This window comes from uncultured Brevundimonas sp. (assembly GCF_963974615.1).
Classification (GTDB): domain Bacteria; phylum Pseudomonadota; class Alphaproteobacteria; order Caulobacterales; family Caulobacteraceae; genus Brevundimonas.
Window position 1 is genome coordinate 22765 of the sequence record NZ_CAXBDH010000015.1, and the last position, 24363, is coordinate 47127.

Here is a 24363-nt window from a genome sequence, read left to right on the forward strand (position 1 = left end):
GTGTCTGGAGTGTCGTCCGGAAGGCTGTCGGTTTGACGCGGATCAGGCCTTGTCGAACAATTTGGCCCAGCGACGCTTGTCGCGGTTTTTCCAGGCACCGCGGTGCCAGGCGTCCGACCCGATCAGCGGCACCACGGTCGTCGCTTCGGCGAAGACCATCTGCTCATGGGTGGTCTGGACCTTGCCCCAGGAGGCGGCCTCCTTGAGCGTTGAGGACGAACAGGCCCCGTCACGCACATCGGCCACGGTGATCTGGACCGCGTAGCGATGCATTTCAGCCTCGACGCCGAGAATTTCGGCGCAGACGACCGTGTCCTGGGCGAAATTCTTGGGCACGCCGCCGCCGACCATGAACAGGCCGGTGACGCCTGCGGCGATCTTGATGTCGGTCAGCTCGCGGAAGTCGGCCACGGCGTCGATCATCAGATAGGGTTGTTTGGCGGCGATCCGCTCCTTCTGGTGTTTGACCAGGCCGAACCCGGCCGAGGAGTCGACGAAGGCCGGGCAGAAGATCGGCACACCTTCCTCATAGGCCGTCTGGATCAGCGAGCCAGGCTTCTTGGCGTTGCCCTCGCTCAGCCATTTCCCCATTTCCCAGATAAACTCGCGGCTGGAATAGGCCCGCGGTTCCAGCCGGTTGCAGATCTCCAGAATGGTGTGGTCGCAGTTCTGGAGCTCTTCCTCGTCGATATAGGTGTCGTAGATCCGGTCGATGTAGTTGTCGCGCAGGACGTTGTCGTCCACCTCGCCGGCGGCCTGGTAGTGTTTGAAGCCCAGGGCCTCGAAGAAATCCATGTCGACGATCGAGGCCCCGGTGGCGACCACGGCGTCGATCATGCCGTATTTCACCATGTCGCGGTACACATGCATGCAGCCACCGGCCGAGGTCGAGCCGGCCAGGATCAGCCACGGCGAGCAGTCCTTGTCCTCGATCGCCATCGAGAAGATATCGGCGGCGCGGGCCGTGTCGCGGCTGGAGAAGCTCATCTTGCGCATCGCGTCGACGATGGGCCGGGCGTCAAAGCTGGTGATGTCGATGTGCTCGACGGTGTTCTGGAGCAGCTGGGCCTTGGTATTGGACGGAACGGGTGCGGTCATCTCGCGGGTTTCCCTTTGGTTTGAGCGCCCGTCGTGAAAACACGCAGCAGCCCGGACGGAGCGACGGGCCGCTGCCTTATTGAATAGCGGAGAGGCGCTTTCGCGTCAGCCCGGAAGTCAGCGTTTGCGCTTGCGCACGCCGGCCTTGCCCTTGGGGCGCGACAGGCGAACGATCTTGCGAGCCTGTTCTTCAGCCGTGGTGCGCACGGTCGGGATGGAGCGGGGCGCGAGGCCGTAGAGCGAGGCCATCGGGGCATCCTCGACCATGGCCAGCTCATGCTCGCCATAGCCGTTGAAACCGGTCGACATGGCGACGCCATAGGCCCCCAGCATGCCAATCTCGATGAAGTCGCCTTCACGGATATCGGCCGGCAACCAGAATGGACCCGGCATATGGTCGATCGAATCGCAGGTCGGGCCGTAGAACTGGAAGGCCTTCAGGTCGCTCGAGGCCTCGGCGTCCCGCACCAGCTTGACCGGGAAGGGCCAGCGCGAATGCGTCGCGTCGAACAGCGAGCCATAGCTGCCGTCGTTCAGATACAGGGCGTCGCCCTTGCGCAGGTCGACGCGGCACAGAACTGAAGAGGATTCCGCAACCAGGGCCCGACCGGGCTCGCACCACAGTTCCGTGGTTTCCGACACCGGCATTTCGTTGAAGCCGCGATGGATGGCGTCGGCGTATTCGCTCATGTCCGGCGGAACCATGCCCGGATAGACCGAGGGAAAGCCGCCGCCGACATCGACGATGTCGACGAACACGCCCGCCCGCGAAATGGCGCGACCCACCTGGGCCATGGCTGCCTGATAGGCGCTGGGACGCATGCATTGCGAGCCGACGTGGAAGCTGACTCCCATCAGACCGTCGACGACAGCCTGCCGGGTCGCCAGCAGCAGGGCCGGGGCCTGGTCCGGCGCAACGCCGAACTTGCCGGACAGGCTGTAGGCGGCACCATCAGCCGAGACCGCCATCCGCACCATCAGGTTCAGATCCTGAGCACCGCCTGTGGCGTCGAGGATCTTCTGCAGCTCATCGTGGCTGTCGAGTGCAAAGGTCCGCACACCCAGGTCGAAATAGGCCCGGGTGATGGCCGTGCGACTCTTGATCGGATGCATGAAGGCCAGGCGCGCGTCAGGGCTGACCGAACGCACCAGCTCGATCTCTGCGAGAGAGGCGACGTCGAACGCGTTGACGCCTTCCGCGACCAGGGTCTCGATGACCCAGCGCGAAGGATTTGCCTTCACCGCATAGAAGACGTCAGCTTTCAGATTGTCCTGGAACCAGCGCGCCGCTACGGAAACCGAACGCGGCCGCACAAGGGCGACGGGACGCTCGGGGGACCGCTCGCGGACCAGGTCCAGGGGAAATGGATACGTGCGCAATTCACGTAAACCCCTGTAATTGTTAAACCCAGACCGGCGTTAGCAGCGCAACGTTAGACCTACGGGGTCCGCCGGAAGCCGCGATTTAGGGTCGTGTGGCGTTAATGTAAAGGGGCGATTTCATGACACCCGCCGTGGGACGGGTTTTTATTCGGGTCAGAACCTTGGGTGTCTTGTGGCGTTTGAGGTGCATGGACGCCGCTGGATGGATCGGTGGCCGGGCGGGGACAGACTAATGAATCGGTGGCGGTTTCTCTGGCGACAGACGACCCGGGAGCTTTGGTTCCGGGCAGGCCTTTATGCTGTGTTCGGCGTGATTGCCGCGTTGGCAGCCGTGGTCGCGGCCCCCTGGGTACCCGAGGCGCTGGCCGACCGTTTCGGGGGCGACTCCGTCGAACAGGTTCTCACCATTCTGGCGTCCAGCCTGCTGGCGGTCGCGACCTTTTCGCTCGGGGCCATGGTGACGGCCTATACGGCGGTGTCGACGGCGGCTACGCCCCGGGTCGCATCCCTCGTCACCGGCGACGAGGCGACCCAGAAGTCGCTGGCCACCTTTGTGGGGGCTTTTCTGTACGCCATCGTCGGGGTCACGGCGATCAATGCCCACTATTATGCCGCCGCAGGCCGGGCGGTGCTTTTCCTGATCAGCCTGGTCGTGGTCGGTCTGGTCGCGTTTCGTCTGTTGGCCTGGATCAACCGCCTGTCCCGGCTGGCGCGGCTCAGCCACATGATCGAACTGGTCGAGGAGCGGACCCGGCGGGCGATGGATGAATGCGTCGCCCGGCCCAGCCTGGGTGGCCGGACGGGGCGGCTGGGCGTTCAGGCGGTGGCGGTTGCCAGTCCTCAAACCGGCTATGTCCAGAATGTCGATCCGGAGCGATTGCAGCGGATGGCCGGGGATGCCGGTCTCGACGTCGAGGTGGTGGCCATGCCCGGCGATTTCGTGCGTCGCGGCGAAGTCCTGTGTCGCCTGGGCGGTTCAACCGTCGATGACGCCGTGCGCGAACGGTTCGACAAGGCCTTTTCCCTGGGGCGCACCCGATCCTTCGATCAGGACCCACGTTTTGGTCTGGCGGTACTGGGAGAGATCGCGGGCAAGGCCCTGTCTCCGGGCGTTAATGATCCCGGCACGGCTGTCGAGATCGCGACGGCTGCTGTTCGGCTGATGGACGGATGGCAGTCCGGGCAGGAGGCGGTTGAATCGAGTGTGGAGAAGGACCGTCTGTATGCGCCGGTCCTGTCGGAGGCCGGGATGCTGGATGACGTTTTCGGTCCCCTGATCCGCTTCGGTGCCGGCGATTTGTTGGTCGCAATCAGTCTGCAGCAGGCGCTACGCTCGCTGGCGAACCTGGAGGGGCCGCTTGGCGTGCTCGCGGCCACACTGGCAAGAGAGGCCCTGAAACGGTCGATGGCGGCCCTGGACTCTCCACACGATCGGGCCCGGCTGAAGGCGGCCGTCGCCTGACCCGGGTCGTCTCTCTGGACGAAATCGCCGGGAACGTGTCATTAAGACTTGCCGAAATGCGTTTGAAGCGCCATCCGGCGAAGCCCTGTAACCGCCATCAGCGAGTCCATGAGCTCATCCGCCGCCGCCGTCGCATCTGTGCGTGATGTGTCGAAGACCTTCGGTTCCAGAAAGGCTCTCAATGGCGTGTCCATTGAGGTCGCCGCCGGAGAAATGGTCGCCCTGATCGGACCGTCGGGTTCGGGCAAATCCACGCTGCTGCGTTCCATCACCGGAATGCAGACGATTGATCCCGGCAAGGGCACGATCACGGTGTTTGGAGAAGTCGTCCAGAAGAACGGTCGTCTGACTGGACAGGTTCGGGCTGCGCGCAGCAAGCTGGGCATGATTTTCCAGCAGTTCAATCTCGTCGGGCGACTGAGTCTGTTTTCCAATGTCATGCTGGGCGCGCTCGGACGCCTTCCGGGCTGGCGCGGGTTTCTCGGCGCATGGCCGTCGACTGACAAGGCACGGGCCATGGCAGCCCTGCATCGGGTAGGGGTCTCTGACTATGCCAGCCAGCGGGCCAATACCCTCTCCGGTGGCCAGCAGCAGCGCGGTGCCATCGCCCGCGCCCTGGTTCAGGGGGCCCAGGCCGTTCTGGCGGATGAGCCGGTCGCTTCGCTCGACCCGGTGTCCGCCCGCAAGGTCATGGAATTGCTGGTCGAGCTGAACCGGCGTGACGGGCTTGGCGTGATCGTCACCCTGCACCAGGTCGATTATGCGATCCGCTATTGTGACCGGGTCGTCGCCCTGCAAGCCGGCAAGGTCGTTTATGATGGCCCGACCTCGGGACTCGACACGGCCCGCCTGATCGAAATCTACGGTCCCGAATTCGAGGACGCGTTCTGGGAAGCCAAGGTATGACCAGCCCCCTGTTTACCCGTCGTTTGATCGCCGTTGCCACTGTGGCCGCGCTGGCGGTCGGACTGGGCTCCTGCGGCAAGGGCCCCGAGAAGGCTTCCGGGGCACCGACTGAAATCACCTTCTCGATTCTGTCGGCAGAGGGGCAGGCGTCGTCGGGCCCGTTGTGGCAGCCGCTGCTGGACGACATGTCCAAAGCCATCGGCGTTCCCGTGAAGCCGTTTTTCGCGGGCAACTACAATATTCTGATTGAGGCGATGCGCTTCAACCAGACCCAGGTCGCCTGGTTTTCCGCCAAGCCGGCCCTTGAGGCGGTGGACCGTGCCCATGGCGAGGTCATCGCCCGTATCGTCGACCCCGAAGGGCGCGACAGCTATCAGTCGACCCTGATCGTCAGGAAGGGGTCCGGTATCACCCTCGAGTCCATTCTGGCCTGCGGCAAGAAATATGACTTCGGCATGGGTGACGCCCAGTCGACCTCGGGCACGCTGGCACCCATGACCTTTCTGTTCAATCCACGCGGTATCGTTCCCGGCCAATGCTTCAAGACGATGCGTTCGGCCAGCCACCAGGCCAATGCCTTCGCCGTGGCGACCGGGGTGGTTGATGCGGCGACCTCCAATACGGTCAACAGCATCTTTATGATGCGCGAGAACCCGCACCTGGCTGCGCAGCTGGAAGACATCTGGACCTCGCCGCCGATCCCGGAGTCCGGGATCGTCATCCGCGATGATCTTGATCCGGTGCTGAAAGAGAAAATTCGCAGCTTCTTCCTGACCTATGGTCAGGGCGAGGGGGCTGAGGCCGAGCGGCAGCGTCAGGTCCTGGCGACCCTGAACTATTCTATGTTCCGCGCGGCCGACGACAGCTATCTGGACCCGGTTCGCGAGATGGTGGCCGATCAGCAGATGACTGAAGCCCGGTCCAAGGGCGATCAGGCCGCTGCGGCCACCGCCGAGCGCGCCCTCGCCACGTTGCGGGCCAAGCGCGAGGTTCAGCCTTGAGCGAGACACCGAAAACGGCACCAACCCCGGGTTTCCCGTCCGATGGAACGGCGGGGCCGGTGCCCCGTCCGCCGGCGAAATCCTTTTCGGCCTGGGTGATGGACGTGCTCCTGTGGGGCGGCGTGGCCTTTGCCCTGGTGATCAGTTTCGACAAGGTCGATATGGTCAACCTGCCGAAACTGATTACGAATTCAGATAACATCCAGACCTACGGCCGGGAGCTTCTGCACCCTGATTTCAGCGAGTGGCAGCACCTTGTCGGTCTGATGTGGCTGACGGTGCAGATCGCCCTGTGGGGCACCTTCATCGCCGTCTTTATCGCCGTGCCCCTGGGGCTTGCGGCCGCGCGCAACATCGCGCCGGGTTGGATCGTCTGGCCGGTACGCCGGGTGATGGATCTGTTGCGGTCGATCCCTGACCTTGTGATCGCCACCCTGTTCATCGTCGCCGTGGGTCTCGGCCCTCTTGCCGGGGTGCTGGCGCTGGCACTGAATACCGGTGGGGTCCTGGCCAAGCTGTTCTCGGAGGCTGTCGAGTCGATCGATAAGGGGCCCGTCGAGGGCGTCCGCGCCACCGGTGCTGCGCCCCTGCACGAGATTGTCTGGGGCGTGATTCCCCAGGTGGCACCGTTGTGGACCTCGTTCGCCCTTTACCGGTTCGAATCCAATAGTCGCGCCGCGACGGTGCTGGGTCTGATCGGTGCCGGCGGTATTGGACAACTCCTGTTCGAAAGCATGCAGGGGTTCAAATTCGGGCAGGTCTCGGCCATTGCCATCGTCATCGTTGTGGCGGTGACCCTGATCGACACCCTGTCGCAGATCATGCGCAAACGCTTGCTCTGACTGTCACAAAGGTTCGCACTCACCGTCATACTTCTCTGATTTAAGCTTCCTCGAAACGCCACGTTTGGAGAGCAGATCATGACGTCGAAACTAATCACGGCCGCCTCGGCCCTGGCTCTTGTCCTTCTTGCAGGATGCGGTGACGGCTCGGGAGGGGGACAGGGTGCCAGGTCGGGCATCTGGGCCGCAGGGTCCTCAACCGTTTTCCCTTTTGCCACCCGCGTGGCCGAGAATTTTTCACGTTCGTCCGGCGGTGCCGCACCGCGGGTGGAATCGCTGGGGACCGGCGGCGGCATGCAGGCCTTCTGCCAGGGGGTAGGGCCCGATACGCCTGACATCGCCGATGCTTCCCGGCCGATGAAGGCGTCGGAGTATGCGTTGTGCCAGAAGAACGGCGTCACCGACATCGTTGAGCTGAAGATTGGCTTCGACGGCATCGTCATCGCTACCGCGCGTGACGGCAACGGCTTCAACTTCCGCCTTCAGGACCTGTATCAGGGCTTGGCCAAGGAAGTGCCCGGCGGCGACGGCTTTATTGCCAATCCGGCGACGACCTGGAACATGGTCAATCCGGCCCTGCCGAACCAGCGCATTCAGGTCTACGGCCCGCCGCCGACTTCGGGCACGCGGGACGCCCTGCTCGAGCTGGGCATGGCCCCCGGTGCTGCCCTGATTCCGGCTCTGGCCGCGGTCAAGGCCGCCGACAAGGACCGTTTCGAAACCCTGGCTCATACCTTGCGTGAGGATGGTGCCTGGATCGACGCCGGTGAGAATGACAATGCCATCGTCCAGACCCTGGCGCGTACGCCGGGCTCTCTGGGTGTGTTCGGCTTCTCGTTTCTCGAGCAGAACAAGGACACGGTAAAGGCTGAAACCATCAACGGTATCGCGCCGACGGCCGATACCATCGCCGACGGTTCCTACCCGCTGGCCCGGAGCCTCTATATCTATGTCAAGAAGGCCCATATCGGTGTGACGCCCGGGCTCGCCGAGTTCGTGCAGGAGTTCATGTCGGACGCCTCGGCGGGACGGGGTGGTTATCTGCAGGATCGCGGCCTGGTACCCCTGCCGGTCGCCGAACTGGCGAACCAGCGGGCCATCGCCAGCCAGATGACGGTCATGACTGCGCCCCACTAAACCGACTATCCGGATGATTTTTGTCAAACGCCGCGACCTTCAGGTCGCGGCGTTTTTCGTTCCGGTTTCGTCGTTGTCATCAAACTGCCGGATGATCGTCGTGCGAATGAGATCGGCCTGTCGAACAAGCGTCACTCGATCCTCATCAAGCCGTTGCGAGAGTGGGAAAAAACCGTCGCACCCTCCCGGTAGATGGCTCTCATGCCCGACAGAGACCTGTCGGTGGGGCTGTAACCACGAAGGATTCGACTCTATGCGACACCACATTCTGACGGCGAGTACGGTCGCCATCCTCACCTGTCTGTTCGCTGCGGGAACCAGCCAGGCTCAGGAGGTGGCACCGGCCACTACCATCACCTGGAAAGGGGCCCCACAGTTCCAGTGGGGGGAGTTCACCTTCAAGCCGCGCGGCCGCGTCTATTTCGATTATGTGGCTCAGGATGTGAATCCGGCCCTGGGCCCGGATACCAGTGCTGCGGAAAGCCGCCTGCGCACGGCCCGGCTGGGCGTGCAGGGTACCTGGACGGATCAGTGGTCCTATGTTGCCGAGGCCAGCATCGGCAATGGTTCGGCCAACTGGGATGATCTGGCGCTCACCTGGTCGCCGAGTGAATACACCGCCGTCAAGGTTGGCAATTACAAGAGTCTCTCGCTCGAGAACCTGACCTCGTCGCGCTACACCACCTTTATGGAGCGGGGTCCGTTCAATGACCTGATCGACGCGGGTCGGGTCATGACCCTTTCGGCGCGAACCGGGGGTGCCAATTGGTCGCTGACCGGAGGCGTCCATGGGGATTCGATCAATGATCCCTCCGTGGGTGGCAAGGAGCAGGCCGGTGCATTTGTTCGCGCGCATTTCGCCCCTGTCGTCACCGATGATGTAAAGATTCACCTTGGAGCCTGGGGTCGGGTCCGCGACCGTCGCGATGACTCGGCGTTCCGCTACCGGGTTCGCAACAACACCAATTTCGGCAACCGCTACACCGACGCAGGGTCTTCTGCTCTCGGTGCCGGTGACAAGGACTCGACCTACGGTCTTGAAGCAGCCGGCGTCTGGCGCAACGTCTCGGTCCAGGGTGAATGGGCCGGTGTCAACGCCGATCTGACCGGCGGCGGACAGGCCAACGCCCGGGCCTATTATGTGATGGCGTCGTTCTTCCCGACCGGCGAACAGCGCAAATATGACGCTGCAGACGGCGAGTTCGGCCGGGTCAAGATCCGTCGCCCGGTAACCGAGGGTGGACCGGGTGCGGTCGAGCTGGGCGTGCGTTACGACAATGCCGATCTGACTGATTTTGCAGGGGTGGCGACAGCGGGCCGGTATTCTGCCGTGACGGTGGGCGCGACCTGGTATCCATTCCCCTATGTGCGCTTTCTGGCCAACTATTCCGACGCCAGGAATGACGCCCAGGTGGCGACCGCAGATGTCAATGTCCAGACCCTGCAGTTCCGCGGCCAGTTCGACTTCTGAACCGGCCGGGATTGCCTCGGTTCACATAGCCTGGATCAGGACCCCGGACGGCTTGCCGTTCGGGGTCTTCCAATTCCGGATGTCAGGCTGCGATCTTGCGTCGGAGCCGGGCAAGGCGCCGCAGACGCCGCCAGAACCGACCACGTTCGGGTTCGGGGTAGGGCTGCAAATTCTCGATGAATTGTTCGGCTGAAGCCCGCCAGCTGAATTTTTCGGCATAGGCGCGGACATCCGCCCGGTCGAGCTCGAGACAGGCCAGACAAGCCTTGCGCAGGTCCTTGTCGATGGCACCGGCATTCGATCCGGGGATGATGTCGATCGGGCCGTGGGCGGGGAAGGCCGCGACCGGCGTGCCGGTGGCCATCGCCTCCAGGATCACCAGACCGAAGGTATCGGTCCAGCTCGGGAAGACGAAGACATCCGCGTCGCGGAAACAGCGCGCCAGTTCTTCATTGAAGCGCGAACCGAGGAATTTTGCCTCGGGATAGCGGGCCTCAAGATCAGCCCGGGCCGGGCCGTCGCCGACCACGATCTTGGTGCCCGGCAGGTCGAGGGCCAGAAAGTCCTCGATGTTCTTTTCGACGGCGATCCGCCCCACGTTTAGGAAGAAGGGGCGCGGCCAGTCGGCACCACCCAGTTCGTCATAGATCCGCGGCAGGTCAGGATTGAACAGTTCGGTGTCGACGCCACGTGACCAGGGCGAGACATTGCGAAAGCCGTGCGCCTCCAGCTCGTCGCGCAGGGTCGGCGTCGCGACCATCAAGCGTCCGGACGGCTTATGAAACCATTTCATATAGGCGTAGCCGACCTGGACCGGGATCGGGAAACGGGCCGAGACATATTCCGGAAATTTGGTGTGGTAGCTGGTTGTGAAGGGCAGTTTCCATTCGACGCAGATACGCCGTGTAGCGATGCCGATCGGGCCCTCGGTGGCAATGTGAACCGCTTCCGGTTCGAACTGGCGAAGCCGCTCACGAATTTCTTCTTCCGCACCCAGGGCCAGCCGGATTTCCGGATAGGTCGGGCAGGGGATGGTCTTGAATTGATCGGGGCGAATGACCTCGACCTCATGCCCCATGGCGCGGCATTCGGCCACGGTCAGGGTCAGGGTGCGGACGACGCCGTTGACCTGGGGTTCCCAGGCGTCGGTGGCCAGAACAATGCGCATGGACAGGCGGCGAACTTTCACCATCAGCGAGGCGGACAGCCTTAGCCGTTCTTTGTGATGAAGGCGAGACTGCCTGTGCGATCTCGCGCCTCGCGTTGAAACGGACACCACACCTAGCGCGGAAACCTGCCCGCCCGACTGAGTGCCGAAGGTGTGGGCCGTCCGATCCTGTCCCCGATCCAGCCGGCAGTGGCGATCAGAGCGTCCAGGTCGTAGTCGGTCGTGAAGCCCGCGCGCTCCAGCATATAGACCAGGTCCTCAGTGGCCGTATTGCCGGTCGCGCCGGGGGCAAACGGACAACCGCCGATTCCCCCGACCGATGCGTCCAGCACATCGATCCCCGCCTCGACCCCGGCATAGGCGTTGGCGAGGCCGGTGTTGCGTGTGTCATGGAAATGCAGTCGCAGACGGGCATCCGGCGCGACCTTGCGGGCGGCCTCCACCTTGCGGGTGACCGCCCAGGGGTCGCCGGCTCCTATGGTGTCGGCCAGAGCAATTTCCTCGATGCCGAGGCCGGCGATCCGCGCGACCAGGTCCGTAACCTGGCGATCGGAAACCTCGCCGTCGAAAGGGCATCCCCAGACACAGGAAATTGTGGCTGACAGGGACGCCGCCGCGCCCGGCTGGCCGCCGGCATTATGTCGCTGCGCCACGATTTCTTCCAGCATGCTGACCTGGGCGTCGACGGTCAGGCCCTGGTTCTTGAGACCGAAACCATCGGTGGCGGACATGGCGACATTGACCTCGTCCACGGTCGTTCCCAGCGCGCGATCATAGCCCCTGGGGTTCAGTACCAGTCCGATGCGGCTTCGCCTGGCCTGGTGCGGCAACAGGGACATGACCTCTTCTGCACCGGCCATCTGCGGTACGTATTTTGGGTGAACGAAGGAGGCGACCTCGATTCGCCGGGCTCCTGCCGCCTCCAGCCTGTGCACCAGCTCAACCCGAACGGCCGGCTCCAGCACGGTCTGCTCGTTCTGCAGTCCGTCGCGGGGGCCAACCTCGACGATGGTGATGTGGCGGCTCATCGTTCGGCCTTCTGGGGCAATGACGTGCCCGGGGGAGCATAGACCGTCAGGTTGACGTCATCGCCGCTGGAATAGTTGTAGCCGCTCACGGTTCCCACGGCGCGGCCGGTTACGCCCAGTCTGGCGCTGGCCTGGCGGAAGGCATCGGCATCGTGGTCCTCGACTATGGCGGGACGGCCTTCGGCCAGCGCCTGTGCCGCACCATCGGCATCGGTTAACTGGGTGTCGCGGCCGGTCAGGAAGACGAAGCTCGGTTCATGGAAGCGGGTGATGGCCACCGGCCCGGGCGTGCGTCCCTGGCGTGGATGCAGACCGGCCGTCTCCAGAGCCGCCTCAAGTCGTGGGGCGACGGACAGGGGACGCAGCTGACGAATTGTGCCCGCGAGGGCCGCGTGGGCGACCACGCCCAGCAGGATCGAGATCAGCACGGAGGACACGGCCGCACGATTCAGCAGCAAGAAGGCACCGATCGCCGCTGCGCCGGCAGTGAAGACGATGGTCAGCGTGGCCCAGGTCTGGGCCGTAGTGGTGCCGAACTCTGTCAGTCCGTAGACGGTGATCCCGATGATAAGGGTGCCACCGAACAGGGCCAGCAAGGCCCCGGCGCGCCTGGAAACCAGACCTATGGGGCGGGTCAGGGCCGCTGCCGCCAGCAGGGCGATGGCCCCGAATGTCGGCAAGGTATAGTGCCACAGTTTGGTCGGGGCGATTTCGAAGATCAGCCAGGCCGGAACCAGCCAGCACACCATGAACCGCACAGCGGGCTCGGCCCGCCGGTGCCAGCCTGTCGACAGGGCGGCCGGCAGCATCAGGGTGATCGGGAACAGCAGCAGGGGGGCCAGCATCAGATACATGCCGGGCCATCCGCCGTGACTTTCCTGGGCTCCGGTCAGCTTGGATCCCAGGTCGTTGCCGATGGCCTCGCGCCAGAAGCCGCCGTCCGTGGCAATGGTGATGGCGATGGCCCAGGGGCCGACGATCAGGGCGACCAGCGGCAGACCCCAGCCCCAGCCCAGACGTCGCAACCATGTCAGGTCGCGATCCCAGACGGACAGGGCAATTATCGCCGGAACGACGACAATCAGGCCGATCGGCCCCTTGATCAGGATCGACAGGCCCAGTCCTGCCCAGAACAGTAATTTGTGCAGTCGTGGCGGGGCTTCACCGGCCCGTGTCGCCATATAGAGTCGCGCCAGCGCAGCCATGGACAGGGTGACGGCCCCGCACAGCATGGCATCCGTCTTGGCTATCCCCGCCTCGCTGGACAGCAGGAAGGTCGCGCCGAGCATGGCTCCGGCCAGAAATCCCGCTCTCTGACCGAACAGGGCCATCCCGGTCCAGGCGCAGGCGGCTGCAGCCAGCATCGCGCCCAGTATCGACGGGATGCGATAGGGGGCGATGTCGCGGTTTTCGACGCTCGAGGTGACGGCTACTGCCATGGCCTGCATCCAGTAGATGCCCACGGGTTTCTTCCAGCGCGGTTCGTCCTGGAAGCGAATATCGATGAAGTCTCCGCTCTCCAGCATCTGCGATGTGGCCTGGGCGTAACGGCTCTCGTCCCGGTCCAGCGGCGGCATAAGCAGCAGACCGGGCAGGCCGGCCGCAAGGGCCAGAAGGGCCGCGAACAGCGGTCCGCGCCAGCCGGCGATATAGTGGTCCAGGTTCGGGCGCGTCATGTCGTCTTTCTATCACGGTGATTTGGTGAACGTCAGCCGTCCTGATCGCACCGCTGCGCCAACAGCCACGGGGGCATCAGCAAGCGGCTCCCGTTCAGCCGGGAACTCGGCTAGAGAACGGTCATGACATCTACGAACACCCCGGAAATCTCGGTCGTTGTGCCGGTGCATGATGAGGCCGGTGCTGCCGGCCCCCTGGCGCGCGAGATCGCTACCGCCTTCGCCGGGCGGTCCTATGAAATGATCTTTGTGGACGACGCCAGTCGCGACTCGACCCTGTCGGAACTGCGGGGCCTGATGGCGGAACTGCCGACCCTGCGCGTTCTCAGCCATGCCGGGAACGCCGGACAGAGCCGCGCGGTACGCAGCGGGGTTCTCGCGGCGCGGGGCGCGATCATCGTCACCCTGGACGGCGACGGTCAGAATCCGCCGGCCGACGCGCCCGGGCTGGTCGACGCCTTGCTCGCGGCCCCTTCCACCGTTGCCATGGTCGGTGGGCGTCGCGCCAAACGACAGGATTCCACCGCCAAGCGCCAGGCGTCACTCTGGGCCAACCGTATCCGCAAGAAACTGCTCGGCGACGATGCCGACGACACTGGTTGCGGGCTGAAGGCGTTTCGTCGCGATGCCTTCCTGCGACTGCCCTACTTCGATCACATCCATCGCTATCTACCGGCCCTGATGATCCGGGAGGGCTATGAGAACCGTTATCTCGACGTCGATCATCGTCACCGTGAGACGGGGCAATCAAAATACACCAACTGGGGGCGGTTGATGGCGTCGGTGTCGGACCTTCTCGGGGTGATGTGGCTGAAATCCCGCTCCCGTCAGCCGGGGGCGGTCAGTGAATTCCAGGCTGACTGACTCGCCTCTGAGGCGAACCAGCGTAGCCGTATGGAGCGAACGGGGGTATTCCTCGTTAACCAGCCCGGCCGTTCGACCGGCGACCCGTCGAGGATTGAAACATGCTGATCGCTCTGCCCCTGCTGCTGATCCCGGTGGTGATCTACAATATCGTGGTGCTGTCGGGCATGATGGACGGGTCGGGGGTCGCTGCCGCTGATGCGCTCCTTCGCGACCCGTTGTTTTCGATTCCGATGGCGTCGGGTGCGAGCTGGACGGTCGGAGTCGGCGATCTGATTCTGTTTCTCGCCCTGATCCTGCTGTTCTTCGAACTGCTGAAGTCGACCTCGAGCCAGAAGGTCGCAATCGTCAATCACGCCCTGTCGATGATCCTGTTCGTAGGATGTCTGGTCGAGTTTCTGCTGGTGAAGGGCTTCGCCACCTCGACCTTCTTCCTGATCGTGGTGATGGTCATGCTGGACGTTCTGGCGGGCTTCATCGTCACCATTATCTCGGCCCGCAAGGATCTCGATTTCAGCGGCGGCTGATCAGCTGAAGGCGGTGAAGATCAGGGCGACGACCGTGACGTCAATGATGCGGGTCGTGAGGCTGAGGATCGAAAACATGAGACGCTGTCCGGAAAACGGGAATGAACCCCGTTCCCAGCAAGGACTGTGCCGCCAGGCGTGATCAGGTCAGACGTCGGTGCGCTTGCTCTTGCCGGCCCCGGGGCGGCGCTCTTTCGCGCCCGAATATTCGGTGCCCAGATAGGTCGAGCGGGCCGCGCCCAGAACGGGGGGGCCGCCCTTCAGGCCCTTGCGCTGACCGGTTTGTCCAATCATCTGCGCGGCAAAGGCGGCCGCACCGGTTTCGGCTCCCGGCTTGGGGGCAGGTCTTGCCGGGGTCTCTTCGGTTCCGGGGGCATGATCGGCCGCCTCGCCCAGGGGAACCAGTTCGCGGGATGTCGAGCTGGCCCGGCGTTCGGCGGCGCGGCGTTCGGCGGCGCGACGCTCCCGCCGTTCAACTGCGCTGACGGGACGGATGCCGTCGGTCACGGTGTGCCCTTGCCGCCTGCCAGATGGTCCAGCTGGGCCCGCATCTCATCCATCTGCTGACGCATTTCCGACAGCGGATCCGGGGTGGCCGAAGGCGCGGACGACTGCGGCGGACGGGCCGCGGCCGGATTGCTTCCGGAAAAGCCCGGCCAGACCTTCATGGCCTGTTCGAACATGGCCATGTTGCGCTTGACCGCCTCATCCAGCAGACCGACGCCCGGCGCGGCCCCGAAGGTCCGGCTGAATTGGCCGCGCAGCTGTTCCTGCTGGCGGGTGAAGGAATCCAGCGACATTTCCAGATAGCTGGGCAGGACGCCTTGCATCTGGCCGCCGTAGAAGCCGATCAGCTGGCGCAGGAATTGGACCGGTAGCAGCGCCTCGCCCCGGCTTTCCTCCTCGAAGATGATCTGGGTCAGAATCTGGCGGGTCAGATCCTCGTTGCTCTTGGCGTCATAGACGACGAAATCCGTGCCTTCACGGACCATGCGCGCCAGGTCCTCAAGCGTGACATAGGCGCTGGAGGAGGTGTCGTAGAGCCGCCTGTTGGCGTATTTCTTGATGATGACGGTTTCGCCATCCTTGCCTTTACCGCTGTTGGACTTTTTCTCGGCCACGCCTCGAACCCGCCTTTGTTGCAATGCCGCACTATCCCGCAGCGCGAGGGCTGACGCCAGTCCCTTCGCCGTCGACCCATTCGGCAGGCACGGTCAGGTCGCCGGAGCCAGAACGACCCCCACCAGAATGGCAGCCCAGTGGACGCCGGCCCCGGCGACGACAAAGCCATGCCAGATCGCCCGGCGGAACTTCACCTGCGGGCTGATGAAGACGAAGACGCCGGCAGTGTAGATCAGTCCTCCGATCACCAGCAGGATCAGGGCGATCGGATGGACGGTGTCCATCATCGGCTTGAGGGCGATCACCGCGAGCCAGCCGAACAGGGCATAGACGGCGCTCCAGAAGGCATCCGAAACGCGGGGGGCCACCAATTTGGCGGCGACCCCGGCGAAGGCGATCAGCCAGACCACCAGGGTGAAGCCGACGGCCCAGCCGCCCTCGAACCGCTGGGTCGTAAAGGGCGTATAGCTGCCGGCGATCATCAGGAAGATGGCGGCCTCGTCGAGCCGCCGCAGCACCGGCCTGGCCGCGCCCGGCTGGGCCAGGTTGTAGACCGTTGAGGCGGCCAGCATGCCGATCAGACACAGGGCGTAAACTGCGGTGGCGAGGGTCGTTCCGATGCCGCCGTACCAGGCTGCCAGCAGGGCCAGGACCACGCCGCCGGCGGCTGCAAGGCCGAGACCGACGACATGGACCCACAGATCCGCCAATCGCTCGGCGCGGGACTGATAGTGTTCAGCCATGTCGAGCGCATCGGGGGTGCAGAGCCGGCGCGCCAGGTTTTTCAGTCTCTTCCGCATGGTTTTTCTAACCCGGTCGGGCCCCACATCGTTCCAGACCATCATTGCGCGGCGGGATGACTATCTGCTGAACGGGCATCATGCGGCGTGACGAAAGGGCTTGAATGCGGCAGAAACGCCACGCACCCGAATTCGCCAGAAGGTTCGCCAGATGACTGAAGCCCGTATCGACGTGGTGATTGTTTCCGCTGCCCGCACACCTGTCGGCTCGTTTCTCGGAGCCCTGGCCAGCCTGCCGGCGTCCAAGTTGGGCGAAATCGCTATTCGAGCGGCGCTGGAACGGGCGAGTGTCGATCCCGCGGACGTCGATGAGGTGATCCTGGGTCATGTGCTGCAGGCGGCGACGGGCCAGGGGCCGGCGCGGCAGGCCTCGATGGGGGCGGACATCCCGATGGAGGTCTCGGCCTGGACCCTGAACCAGATCTGCGGCTCGGGCCTGCGGGCGGTGGCGCTGGCCTATCAGCAGATCGCGCTGGGCGATGCGCGGATCGTCGTCGCCGGTGGTCAGGAGAGCATGAGCCAGGCCCCCCACGCGGCGCATCTGCGCAATGGCCAGAAGATGGGTGCCCTGGCCTTCATCGACACCATGATCAAGGACGGGCTGTGGGATGCCTTCAACGGCTATCACATGGGCCAGACGGCCGAGAACGTGGCCGATCAGAACCACATTACCCGCGAGGCGCAGGACGTCTTTGCCGTCGGTTCGCAGAACAAGGCCGAGGCGGCCCAGAAGGCCGGGCGCTTCGATGCCGAGATCGTTCCGGTGGTGATCTCCACCCGAAAGGGCGAGGTCACTGTCGACAAGGACGAATACATCCGTCACGGCGCGACGGTGGAGGCGATGGAGGCGCTGCGCCCGGCCTTTTCCAGGGAAGGTTCGGTTACCGCCGGAAACGCCTCGGGGCTGAACGATGGGGCCGCGGCCCTGGTGCTGATGAGCGCCGATGAGGCGAAAACCCGCGGGCTGGAGCCGCTGGCGCGGATCGTGTCCTGGGCTACGGCTGGCGTCGATCCGGCGATCATGGGCACGGGTCCGATCCCGGCCTCGCGCAAGGCACTGGAAAAGGCCGGCTGGACCGTCGCCGATCTGGACCTGATCGAATCCAATGAGGCCTTCGCGGCCCAGAGCCTGTGCGTCAAGCGCGGGATGGGATTTGATCCCGCCAAGGTCAACGTCAACGGCGGGGCCATCGCCATCGGCCATCCGATCGGCGCGTCCGGTGCCCGGATCCTGACCACCCTGTTGCATGAGATGAAGCGACGGGACGCCAAGAAGGGTCTGGCGACCCTGTGCGTCGGCGGCGGCATGGGCGTGGCTATGTGCGTCGAACGCGTCTGACGGTCACTCCTGCGGACCACAGGCTCCCGAAGCCCCCTTCGACGCGACGGCGGGAGGGCCCGGCTTCGCGAATTGGGCGGAAGGGGCTAAGGCGACGCGATGACGACAGATATTCTCCATGGCCGCCCCCCGCTGGTCTTCGATCCGCCGGGGGCCGCGGTCCAGACCTCGCCGCTGATCCCCGGTTCGACGGCGCTGGAAAGCTTCGCGCCGAAGTCCGTGGACACGGCCATGATCTATGCCCCGCCGGGGGTGCTGGAGCGGCGCTATCTGCTGGCCCTGGCCCTGCGGGCGCTGAAGGTCGGCGGGCGGCTGGATGTGATGGCGGCCAAGGACAAGGGCGGCTCGCGGTTGAACAAGGAGTTGAAGGCCTTCGGCGTCGACCTGGCCGAGAGCTCCAAGGCCCATCACCGCCGCTGCGTGGTGATCCGTCCCGAAACCCTGACCGGAATCGACGAGGCCATTGCTGCTGGAGCGCCGCGTCAGGTCGAGGGGCTGGAGGCCTGGTCGCAGCCGGGCATCTTCGCCTGGGACCGGGTCGATGCGGGCACGGCCCTGCTGGCCGAACACCTGTCGCCGATGAAGGGTGACGGCGTGGACCTGGGCTGCGGCTACGGCGCACTGGCCACGGTGGTGCTGCGCTCTGCGACCGTGACCAGCCTTAAGCTGGTCGACCTGGACCGGCGGGCGATCGAGGCGGCGCAGAAGAACGTCGTTGATCCGCGTGTGACCTTCGACTGGGTCGATGCCCGCAATCTGGACGCGGCCGGGGATCTGGACTTCGTGGTCAGCAATCCGCCCTTCCACGACGGCGGCACCGAGGACAAGCGTCTGGGCCAGGCCTTCATCCAGAAGGCCGCCGCCCTGCTGCACAAGGGGGGCGTGGCCTGGATCGTGGCCAACCGCCACCTGCCCTATGAGGCCGAACTGAACACCGCCTTCAAACGGGTGGCGATGGTCGCCGACCGGGGCGGCTACAAATTGTTCGAGGCGGTGAAGTGAAGACCCCTGCCGCGGGCTCAAGTAGCGCGAAGCGCGTTAGCCCACCAACAAGTCGCGTCGACAAGCTGCTGGGCGGGATGGGTTACGGCTCGCGCAGCGAGATGGCGCGGCTGGGCAAGGCCGGGGGCATTGTGCTGGACGGGGTCGATCTGGTCGATGTGTCGAAACGCATTCCGGTGACCCGCGACCTGCCGCAGCGGATGATGATCGACGGCCGGCCGGTCGATCCGCCGCCCGGGGTGGTGCTGCTGCTGAACAAGCCGCTGGGCATGACCTGTTCGCGCAAGGAGGAGGGGGCGCTGGTCTATGACGTGCTGCCGTCGCGCTGGCGGCATCGCGACCCGGCCATCTCGACCATCGGACGGCTGGACAAACAGACCTCGGGCCTGCTGCTGCTGACCGACGACGGTGACCTGCTGCACCGGGTGATCTCGCCGCGCCGCCATGTGGCCAAGGTCTATCATGCGACGCTGGCGCGGCCGCTGGCCGGGACCGAACAGGCCCTGTTCGCGGCCGGAGGTCTGGTGCTGGAGGGTGAGAACAAGCCGCTGGCCCCGGCCGAGCTGGAAGTCCTGTCGCCGACCGAGGCGCGGCTGACGGTGACCGAGGGCCGCTATCACATGGTGCGGCGCATGTTCGCCGCCGCCGGTAACCACGTCGAGGCCTTGCACCGGGAACGTCTGGGCGGCCTGACCCTGCCGGACGATCTGGTCCCCGGTGAGTGGCGGCTTCTGGACGAGACCGAGGTCGAGCAAATCTTTGCCTGACTGGACGATGGCCACCTGGATGGCTATCTTAGGTGTATGTCCAGCTACTCTGTTGCCGAGGCCAAGAACAATTTCTCGAAAGTGCTCGCCGCCGCCGAACGGGGCGAACCTGTCTCGATCACGCGGCGAGGCAAGGTCGTCGCCGACGTGGTGGCGCGCGAGCCGGCCAGGCCGTTCAGGATCGACGTTGAAGAGCTAAAGCGACGACGCGTCCTGCCAAAGAAGGGGCCGACCGATACGGTCGCGGCGCTTGAGGAGATGCGAAACGAGCGCTCCCGGTGATCTATCTCGACGCCAGTGTCGTCGTGCCCATCTTCGTCGTTGAGGCCACGAGCCCGCGTCTCGACGCTTGGCTGGCGACCGATCCGGACATCTGCCTGTCACAGTGGACCGTAGCGGAATTCAGTTCAGCCCTTTCCCATCACCAGCGGACAGGTCGCCTTGATCCCGACGAAAGAGAAACGGCGGAAGAGGGGCTGGATCGTTGGTTGGCCCAGGGAGTCCGGCTGCTCGACGTGGGGAGTGACGACGTCCAGGCGGCAAGGGCTCTGATCCGCTTTGATCCTCTGCTCCGCACGCCGGATGCACTCCATGTCGCCCTGACCGAGCGGTTCCGGATGACGCTGGCGACCTATGACCAACGATTGGCCGCTTCAGCTGTTGGCATCGGTATAGAGGTGATCCAGCCATGACCGACGTCAAGATCTGTGGCCTGACCACGCCCGACACCCTCGACGCCGCGCTGGACGGCGGGGCGACCTTCGTCGGCGCGGTGGTGTTTGCGAAAAGCCCGCGCCACCTCGAACCCTTGCACGCGGCGACCCTGTTCGCGCGCGCCCGGGGGCGGGCGAAGGTGGTGGCGGTGACCGTCGATGCCGACGACGCCCGACTGACCGAGATCGCCCTGATCCTGAAACCGGAGCTGATCCAGTTGCACGGACGCGAGACGCCGGAGCGGGCGATGCGGGTGCGCGAGCTGACCGGGGCCGGGATCATCCGCGCCCTGGCCGTGTCCAACGCTGCCGACATCGCGGCGGCTGCGGCCTGGGAGCCGGTAGTCGACCACCTGATGTTCGATGCCCGTCCCCCTGCGGGTGCGGACCTGCCGGGCGGGGTTGGGGCCCGGTTCGACTGGTCGCTGCTGGCTGGGCGATCGTTCGCCAGACCGTGGTTTCTGGCCGGGGGCCTGACGCCGGACAATGTCGCTGAGGCCGTGGCCATCAGCGGGGCCCCGATGGTCGATGTGTCCTCTGGTGTGGAAAGTGCGCCCGGTGTTAAGGACACGGACCGGATCGCGGCCTTTCTCAAAGCCGTGTGACGCCCCATTTCCGACGCCTCCCCGCGAGAGAAACGCCTGTGAACGCCATCCTGCCCAATGCCTATGCCCTGCCCGACGCCGAGGGGCGCTTCGGTCCCTACGGGGGCCGGTTTGTAGCCGAGACCCTGATGCCGCTGGTGCATGAGCTGACCGCGGCCTATGCGGCGGCCCAGGCTGACCCGACGTTTCAGGCCGAGCTGGACGACTTCCTGACCCACTATGTGGGTCGGCCCAGCCCCCTGTATCTGGCCGAGCGACTGAGCGCCCACTACGGAACCGCCGACATCTGGTTCAAGCGCGACGAGCTGAATCACACCGGCGCGCACAAGATCAACAACTGCATGGGCCAGATCCTGCTGGCCATGCGGATGGGCAAGACGCGGATCATCGCCGAGACCGGGGCCGGCCAGCACGGGGTGGCCACGGCCACCGTCTGCGCCCGCTTCGGCCTGAAATGCGTGGTCTATATGGGCGCGACCGACGTGCAGCGGCAGTCACCGAATGTGTTCCGCATGAAGCTGCTGGGCGCCGAGGTGGTACCGGTGACCAGCGGCCGGGCGACGCTGAAGGACGCGATGAACGAGGCGATGCGCGACTGGGTCACCAATGTCGAGGACACCTACTACCTGATCGGTACCGCCGCCGGGCCCCATCCCTATCCGGCTATGGTGCGCGACTTCCAGGCGGTGATCGGCAAGGAGACCAAGGTGCAGATGCAGGTGCGGCGCGGCAAGCTGCCCGACGCCTGTGTCGCAGCCATCGGCGGCGGGTCGAACGCCATCGGCCTGTTCCATCCCTTCATCGACGACGCGAGCGTGCGACTGATCGGGGTCGAGGCGGCCGGGCGCGGGCTGGACGGGCCGGACCATGCCGCCAGCCTGCAGGGCGGCCGGCCGGGCGTGCTGCACGGCAACCGCACCTATCTGCTGCAGGACGACGACGGCCAGATTCTGGAAGGCCATTCGATTTCGGCCGGCCTTGATTATCCGGGGATCGGACCGGAACACGCCTGGTTGAAGGATATTGGCCGCGCCGAATATCGTGCCACCACCGACGCCGAGGCGCTGGAAGCCTTCCAGCTGTGCTCAAAGCTGGAGGGGATCATTCCGGCGCTGGAGCCCAGTCATGCCCTGGCCCGGATCGGCGAGATCGCGGCCGAGGTCGGCAAGGGCGGCGATGTGGTGGTGAATCTGTGCGGCCGTGGCGACAAGGACATCTTCGCGGTAGCCGAACATCTGGGAGTCGAGCTCTAGAGCTCCGGAAATCTGATCATGAAAACCATTCTTGCACTGACGGCCCTGTTGTCGCTGGGCCTGACCGGTCCGGTTCTGGCCCAGGCCCAGGGGGGACCGGTGGCGGATACGCCGATCCTGGCCGGGGCCACCCTGGCCTCCGATTGCGGCAATCTGCACGACCTGGCCGGCAAGGCCTTCTGTGTCAGCGCTCCGCTGGGCAGTGTGGGCGCTCTGGCCGACGCCTATGTGGCTCATTTCGAGGAGCGGGGCTGGCTGCCGGCCAGCGGCGAGAATAACCGTCTGGTGATGGTGCGCCGGCGCGAGGCCGGTGGCTGCGACGGCATCCAGATGATCGCCTTCTATGACACCACCCGTCCGACCGTGCCCGAGTCGATTGCCTATCTCGGCTTCGCCACCATCCCGGGCAATGTGTGCACGGCTCCGGATGCCGGAGCGCCGGCGCAGTGACCACCGTCCGTATCGATGCCCGTTTCGCCGCGCTGAAGGCCGAGGGCCGGGCCGGGTTCGTCGCCTATGTGATGGCTGGCGACCCAAGCCGCGAGGACTCGCTGGAGATCCTGCGCGGTCTGCCCGCCGCCGGGGCCGACCTCATCGAACTGGGTTTTCCGTTCAGCGATCCGATGGCCGAGGGCCCGCCGATCCAGAAGGCGGCGATCCGGGGCCTCAAGGCCGGGCTGACCCTGAAGGGAACGCTGGACCTGGCGCGGGACTTCCGTGCCGGCGATGCCGATACGCCGCTGATCCTGATGGGCTATCTGAATCCGATCGAGAGCTACGGCTATGATGCCTTCGCGCGCGACGCGGCGGCCAGCGGTGTCGATGGCCTGATCGTGGTCGACTGCCCGCCGGAAGAGGCTGATCCGCTGTCGGATGCGCTGGACGCCCACAAGGTGTCACTGATCCGTCTGGCGACCCCGACCTCGGACGACGCGCGGCTGAAGATCATCGCCCGGCGCACCTCGGGCTTCGTCTATTACGTCTCGGTGGCCGGGGTGACCGGGGTCAAGGAAGCCCAGGCCCTGTCGGTGGCTCCCGCCGTCGAGCGGGTGCGCAAGGCGTCGGGCCTGCCGGTGGCGGTGGGTTTCGGCGTACGCACGCCGGAGCGGGCCGCCGAGATCGCCCGCGTCGCCGATGCGGTGGTGGTCGGCTCGGTGCTTGTCGACGAGGTGGCCGCGGCCCTGGAGGCCGGAGAGTCGCCCCGCGACCGCGTGCTGACCCGGGTCAAGTCGCTGGGTGATGCGGTCAGGGCTGCACGCGCGACGGAAACGGTCTAGAGACACCCTCATGGCCGACAAGAATACGCCCCCGATCAAGACTCCGCCCGAACGCCGCGGTGGCTGGCTGTCACGCTTCGCCCCCGGCGTACGCAAGATCGTCAGCCGGCGCGACACGCCCGACGGCCTGTGGGTCAAGGACCCCGACAGCGGCGAGATGCTGTATCGCCCGGATCTGGAGACCGCCCTGTGGGTGACCCCGTCCGGTCGCCATATGCGCATCGGTGCGGCCAAGCGGCTGGCCTATACGTTTGACGACGGCGACTATGAGAAGATCGACAGCCCCGAGGTCGAGGAAGACCCGCTGAAATTCAGCGACGGCAAACCTTATCGCGAGCGGCTGGCCGCGGCGCGCAAGGCCGTGGGCACGCGTGATGTGATGTCGATTGGCTACGGTCAGATCGACGGCACCCCGGCCGTGGCCATCGTGCAGGATTTCGCCTTCATGGGCGGGTCGCTGGGCATGGCCGCCGGCGAAGGCTTTATCGCCGCCGCCCGGGCTGCGATCGAACGCAAGGTGCCGATGGTCTGTTTCACCGCCGCCGGTGGGGCCCGGATGCAGGAGGGCGCGCTCAGCCTGATGCAGATGGCGCGCACCACCCTGGCGGTGCAGGAGCTGAAGGCAGCGCAACTGCCCTTCGTCGTGGTCCTGACCGACCCGACCACCGGCGGGGTCACCGCCAGCTATGCCATGCTGGGCGACGTGCATCTGGCCGAGCCCGACGCCCTGATCGGCTTTGCCGGGCCCCGGGTGATCGAGGCCACCATCCGCGAGAAGCTGCCACCGGGTTTCCAGCGCGCTGAATACCTTCAGCAAAAGGGTATGGTCGACCGGGTCGTCGCCCGCGCCGAACTGCCGACGGTGCTGGGTCAGGTTCTGTCCATGCTGATGGACGGCAAGCGCCGGGCCGCCTAGGCGCGG

General features: G+C 65.2%; 26 protein-coding genes. 18 read left to right on the forward strand and 8 right to left on the reverse strand.

Annotated features, from left to right (window positions below):
- Positions 1-42: 42 nt before the first annotated feature.
- Positions 43-1098: a deoxyhypusine synthase gene (locus tag AAC050_RS11390; RefSeq protein ID WP_339915208.1), complete on the reverse strand. Its 1056-nt coding sequence runs from the start codon at positions 1096-1098 to the stop codon at positions 43-45.
- A 117-nt stretch (positions 1099-1215) separates the two neighbouring features.
- On the reverse strand, positions 1216-2478 hold the full coding sequence (locus AAC050_RS11395) for a type III PLP-dependent enzyme (protein WP_339915209.1): 1263 nt from the start codon (positions 2476-2478) through the stop codon (positions 1216-1218).
- Between the two features lie 235 nt (positions 2479-2713).
- Here AAC050_RS11395 and AAC050_RS11400 point away from each other — a divergent pair, with 235 nt between their 5' ends.
- The 6 genes from AAC050_RS11400 (at position 2714) to AAC050_RS11425 (ending at position 9300) form a co-directional block, all read left to right on the forward strand.
- The gene (locus tag AAC050_RS11400) at positions 2714-3943 is read left to right on the forward strand and encodes a DUF2254 domain-containing protein (RefSeq protein WP_339915210.1); all 1230 of its coding nucleotides are present in this window, start codon (positions 2714-2716) and stop codon (positions 3941-3943) included.
- Between the two features lie 108 nt (positions 3944-4051).
- Complete coding sequence (gene phnC, locus AAC050_RS11405; protein WP_339915211.1) at positions 4052-4849, forward strand: phosphonate ABC transporter ATP-binding protein; 798 nt, start codon at positions 4052-4054, stop codon at positions 4847-4849.
- Complete coding sequence (gene phnD, locus AAC050_RS11410; protein ID WP_339915212.1) at positions 4846-5850, forward strand: phosphate/phosphite/phosphonate ABC transporter substrate-binding protein; 1005 nt, start codon at positions 4846-4848, stop codon at positions 5848-5850. Before phnC ends, phnD begins: the two co-directional genes overlap by 4 nt.
- Positions 5851-5948: 98 nt before the next feature.
- Positions 5949-6692 (forward strand): phosphonate ABC transporter, permease protein PhnE, encoded by a 744-nt coding sequence (gene phnE, locus AAC050_RS11415; protein ID WP_339915264.1) that lies wholly within the window; start codon positions 5949-5951, stop codon positions 6690-6692.
- Between the two features lie 78 nt (positions 6693-6770).
- Positions 6771-7829, forward strand: coding sequence for a substrate-binding domain-containing protein (locus tag AAC050_RS11420; protein ID WP_339915213.1), 1059 nt, complete (start codon positions 6771-6773; stop codon positions 7827-7829).
- A 253-nt stretch (positions 7830-8082) separates the two neighbouring features.
- Positions 8083-9300: a porin gene (locus AAC050_RS11425; protein WP_339915214.1), complete on the forward strand. Its 1218-nt coding sequence runs from the start codon at positions 8083-8085 to the stop codon at positions 9298-9300.
- Positions 9301-9382: 82 nt separating this feature from the next.
- On the opposite strand, the gene AAC050_RS11430 is transcribed toward AAC050_RS11425, so the two are convergent.
- The 3 genes from AAC050_RS11430 to AAC050_RS11440 all read right to left on the reverse strand — a co-directional run bounded on the left by AAC050_RS11430 (position 9383) and on the right by AAC050_RS11440 (position 13172).
- Positions 9383-10468 (reverse strand): glycosyltransferase family 1 protein, encoded by a 1086-nt coding sequence (locus tag AAC050_RS11430; RefSeq protein ID WP_339915265.1) that lies wholly within the window; start codon positions 10466-10468, stop codon positions 9383-9385.
- Between the two features lie 113 nt (positions 10469-10581).
- The gene (locus tag AAC050_RS11435; protein ID WP_339915215.1) at positions 10582-11496 is read right to left on the reverse strand and encodes a hydroxymethylglutaryl-CoA lyase; all 915 of its coding nucleotides are present in this window, start codon (positions 11494-11496) and stop codon (positions 10582-10584) included.
- Positions 11493-13172, reverse strand: coding sequence for a glycosyltransferase family 39 protein (locus AAC050_RS11440; RefSeq protein ID WP_339915216.1), 1680 nt, complete (start codon positions 13170-13172; stop codon positions 11493-11495). The genes AAC050_RS11435 and AAC050_RS11440 overlap by 4 nt, the downstream gene beginning before the upstream one ends.
- Positions 13173-13295: 123 nt before the next feature.
- On the opposite strand from AAC050_RS11440, the gene AAC050_RS11445 reads away from it, so the two are divergent.
- Both AAC050_RS11445 and AAC050_RS11450 read left to right on the forward strand, forming a co-directional pair.
- Positions 13296-14036, forward strand: coding sequence for a glycosyltransferase family 2 protein (locus AAC050_RS11445; protein WP_339915217.1), 741 nt, complete (start codon positions 13296-13298; stop codon positions 14034-14036).
- A 101-nt stretch (positions 14037-14137) separates the two neighbouring features.
- A complete protein-coding gene (locus AAC050_RS11450; protein WP_339915218.1) occupies positions 14138-14563 on the forward strand; it encodes a hypothetical protein in 426 nt (141 codons plus the stop codon).
- Between the two features lie 147 nt (positions 14564-14710).
- Here AAC050_RS11450 and AAC050_RS11455 read toward each other — a convergent pair whose 3' ends face one another.
- The 3 genes from AAC050_RS11455 to AAC050_RS11465 all read right to left on the reverse strand — a co-directional run bounded on the left by AAC050_RS11455 (position 14711) and on the right by AAC050_RS11465 (position 16485).
- Positions 14711-15070 carry a hypothetical protein gene (locus AAC050_RS11455; protein ID WP_339915219.1) on the reverse strand — a complete coding sequence of 120 codons (360 nt, stop codon included), beginning with the start codon at positions 15068-15070 and terminating at the stop codon, positions 14711-14713.
- Entirely contained in the window at positions 15067-15684 is a 618-nt protein-coding gene (gene phaR, locus AAC050_RS11460) for a polyhydroxyalkanoate synthesis repressor PhaR (protein WP_339915220.1), read from the reverse strand. The genes AAC050_RS11455 and phaR overlap by 4 nt, the downstream gene beginning before the upstream one ends.
- Positions 15685-15777: 93 nt before the next feature.
- On the reverse strand, positions 15778-16485 hold the full coding sequence (locus AAC050_RS11465) for a hemolysin III family protein (protein WP_339915221.1): 708 nt from the start codon (positions 16483-16485) through the stop codon (positions 15778-15780).
- A gap of 151 nt (positions 16486-16636) precedes the next feature.
- Here AAC050_RS11465 and AAC050_RS11470 point away from each other — a divergent pair, with 151 nt between their 5' ends.
- The 10 genes from AAC050_RS11470 (at position 16637) to AAC050_RS11515 (ending at position 24357) form a co-directional block, all read left to right on the forward strand.
- Entirely contained in the window at positions 16637-17824 is a 1188-nt protein-coding gene (locus AAC050_RS11470) for an acetyl-CoA C-acetyltransferase (protein WP_339915222.1), read from the forward strand.
- Between the two features lie 99 nt (positions 17825-17923).
- Positions 17924-18826 (forward strand): methyltransferase, encoded by a 903-nt coding sequence (locus AAC050_RS11475; protein ID WP_339915223.1) that lies wholly within the window; start codon positions 17924-17926, stop codon positions 18824-18826.
- Between the two features lie 77 nt (positions 18827-18903).
- On the forward strand, positions 18904-19593 hold the full coding sequence (locus tag AAC050_RS11480; RefSeq protein WP_339915224.1) for a pseudouridine synthase: 690 nt from the start codon (positions 18904-18906) through the stop codon (positions 19591-19593).
- A gap of 36 nt (positions 19594-19629) precedes the next feature.
- Complete coding sequence (locus AAC050_RS11485; protein ID WP_339915225.1) at positions 19630-19875, forward strand: type II toxin-antitoxin system prevent-host-death family antitoxin; 246 nt, start codon at positions 19630-19632, stop codon at positions 19873-19875.
- Positions 19872-20285 (forward strand): type II toxin-antitoxin system VapC family toxin, encoded by a 414-nt coding sequence (locus tag AAC050_RS11490; RefSeq protein WP_339915226.1) that lies wholly within the window; start codon positions 19872-19874, stop codon positions 20283-20285. Before AAC050_RS11485 ends, AAC050_RS11490 begins: the two co-directional genes overlap by 4 nt.
- Positions 20282-20911 carry a phosphoribosylanthranilate isomerase gene (locus tag AAC050_RS11495; protein ID WP_339915227.1) on the forward strand — a complete coding sequence of 210 codons (630 nt, stop codon included), beginning with the start codon at positions 20282-20284 and terminating at the stop codon, positions 20909-20911. Before AAC050_RS11490 ends, AAC050_RS11495 begins: the two co-directional genes overlap by 4 nt.
- A gap of 38 nt (positions 20912-20949) precedes the next feature.
- A complete protein-coding gene (gene trpB / locus AAC050_RS11500; protein WP_339915228.1) occupies positions 20950-22164 on the forward strand; it encodes a tryptophan synthase subunit beta in 1215 nt (404 codons plus the stop codon).
- Between the two features lie 18 nt (positions 22165-22182).
- Positions 22183-22614: a hypothetical protein gene (locus AAC050_RS11505; protein ID WP_339915229.1), complete on the forward strand. Its 432-nt coding sequence runs from the start codon at positions 22183-22185 to the stop codon at positions 22612-22614.
- A complete protein-coding gene (trpA, locus tag AAC050_RS11510; protein WP_339915230.1) occupies positions 22611-23441 on the forward strand; it encodes a tryptophan synthase subunit alpha in 831 nt (276 codons plus the stop codon). Before AAC050_RS11505 ends, trpA begins: the two co-directional genes overlap by 4 nt.
- Before the next feature lie 10 nt (positions 23442-23451).
- A complete protein-coding gene (locus AAC050_RS11515) occupies positions 23452-24357 on the forward strand; it encodes an acetyl-CoA carboxylase carboxyltransferase subunit beta (protein WP_339915231.1) in 906 nt (301 codons plus the stop codon).
- The last annotated feature ends 6 nt before the right edge of the window (positions 24358-24363 follow it).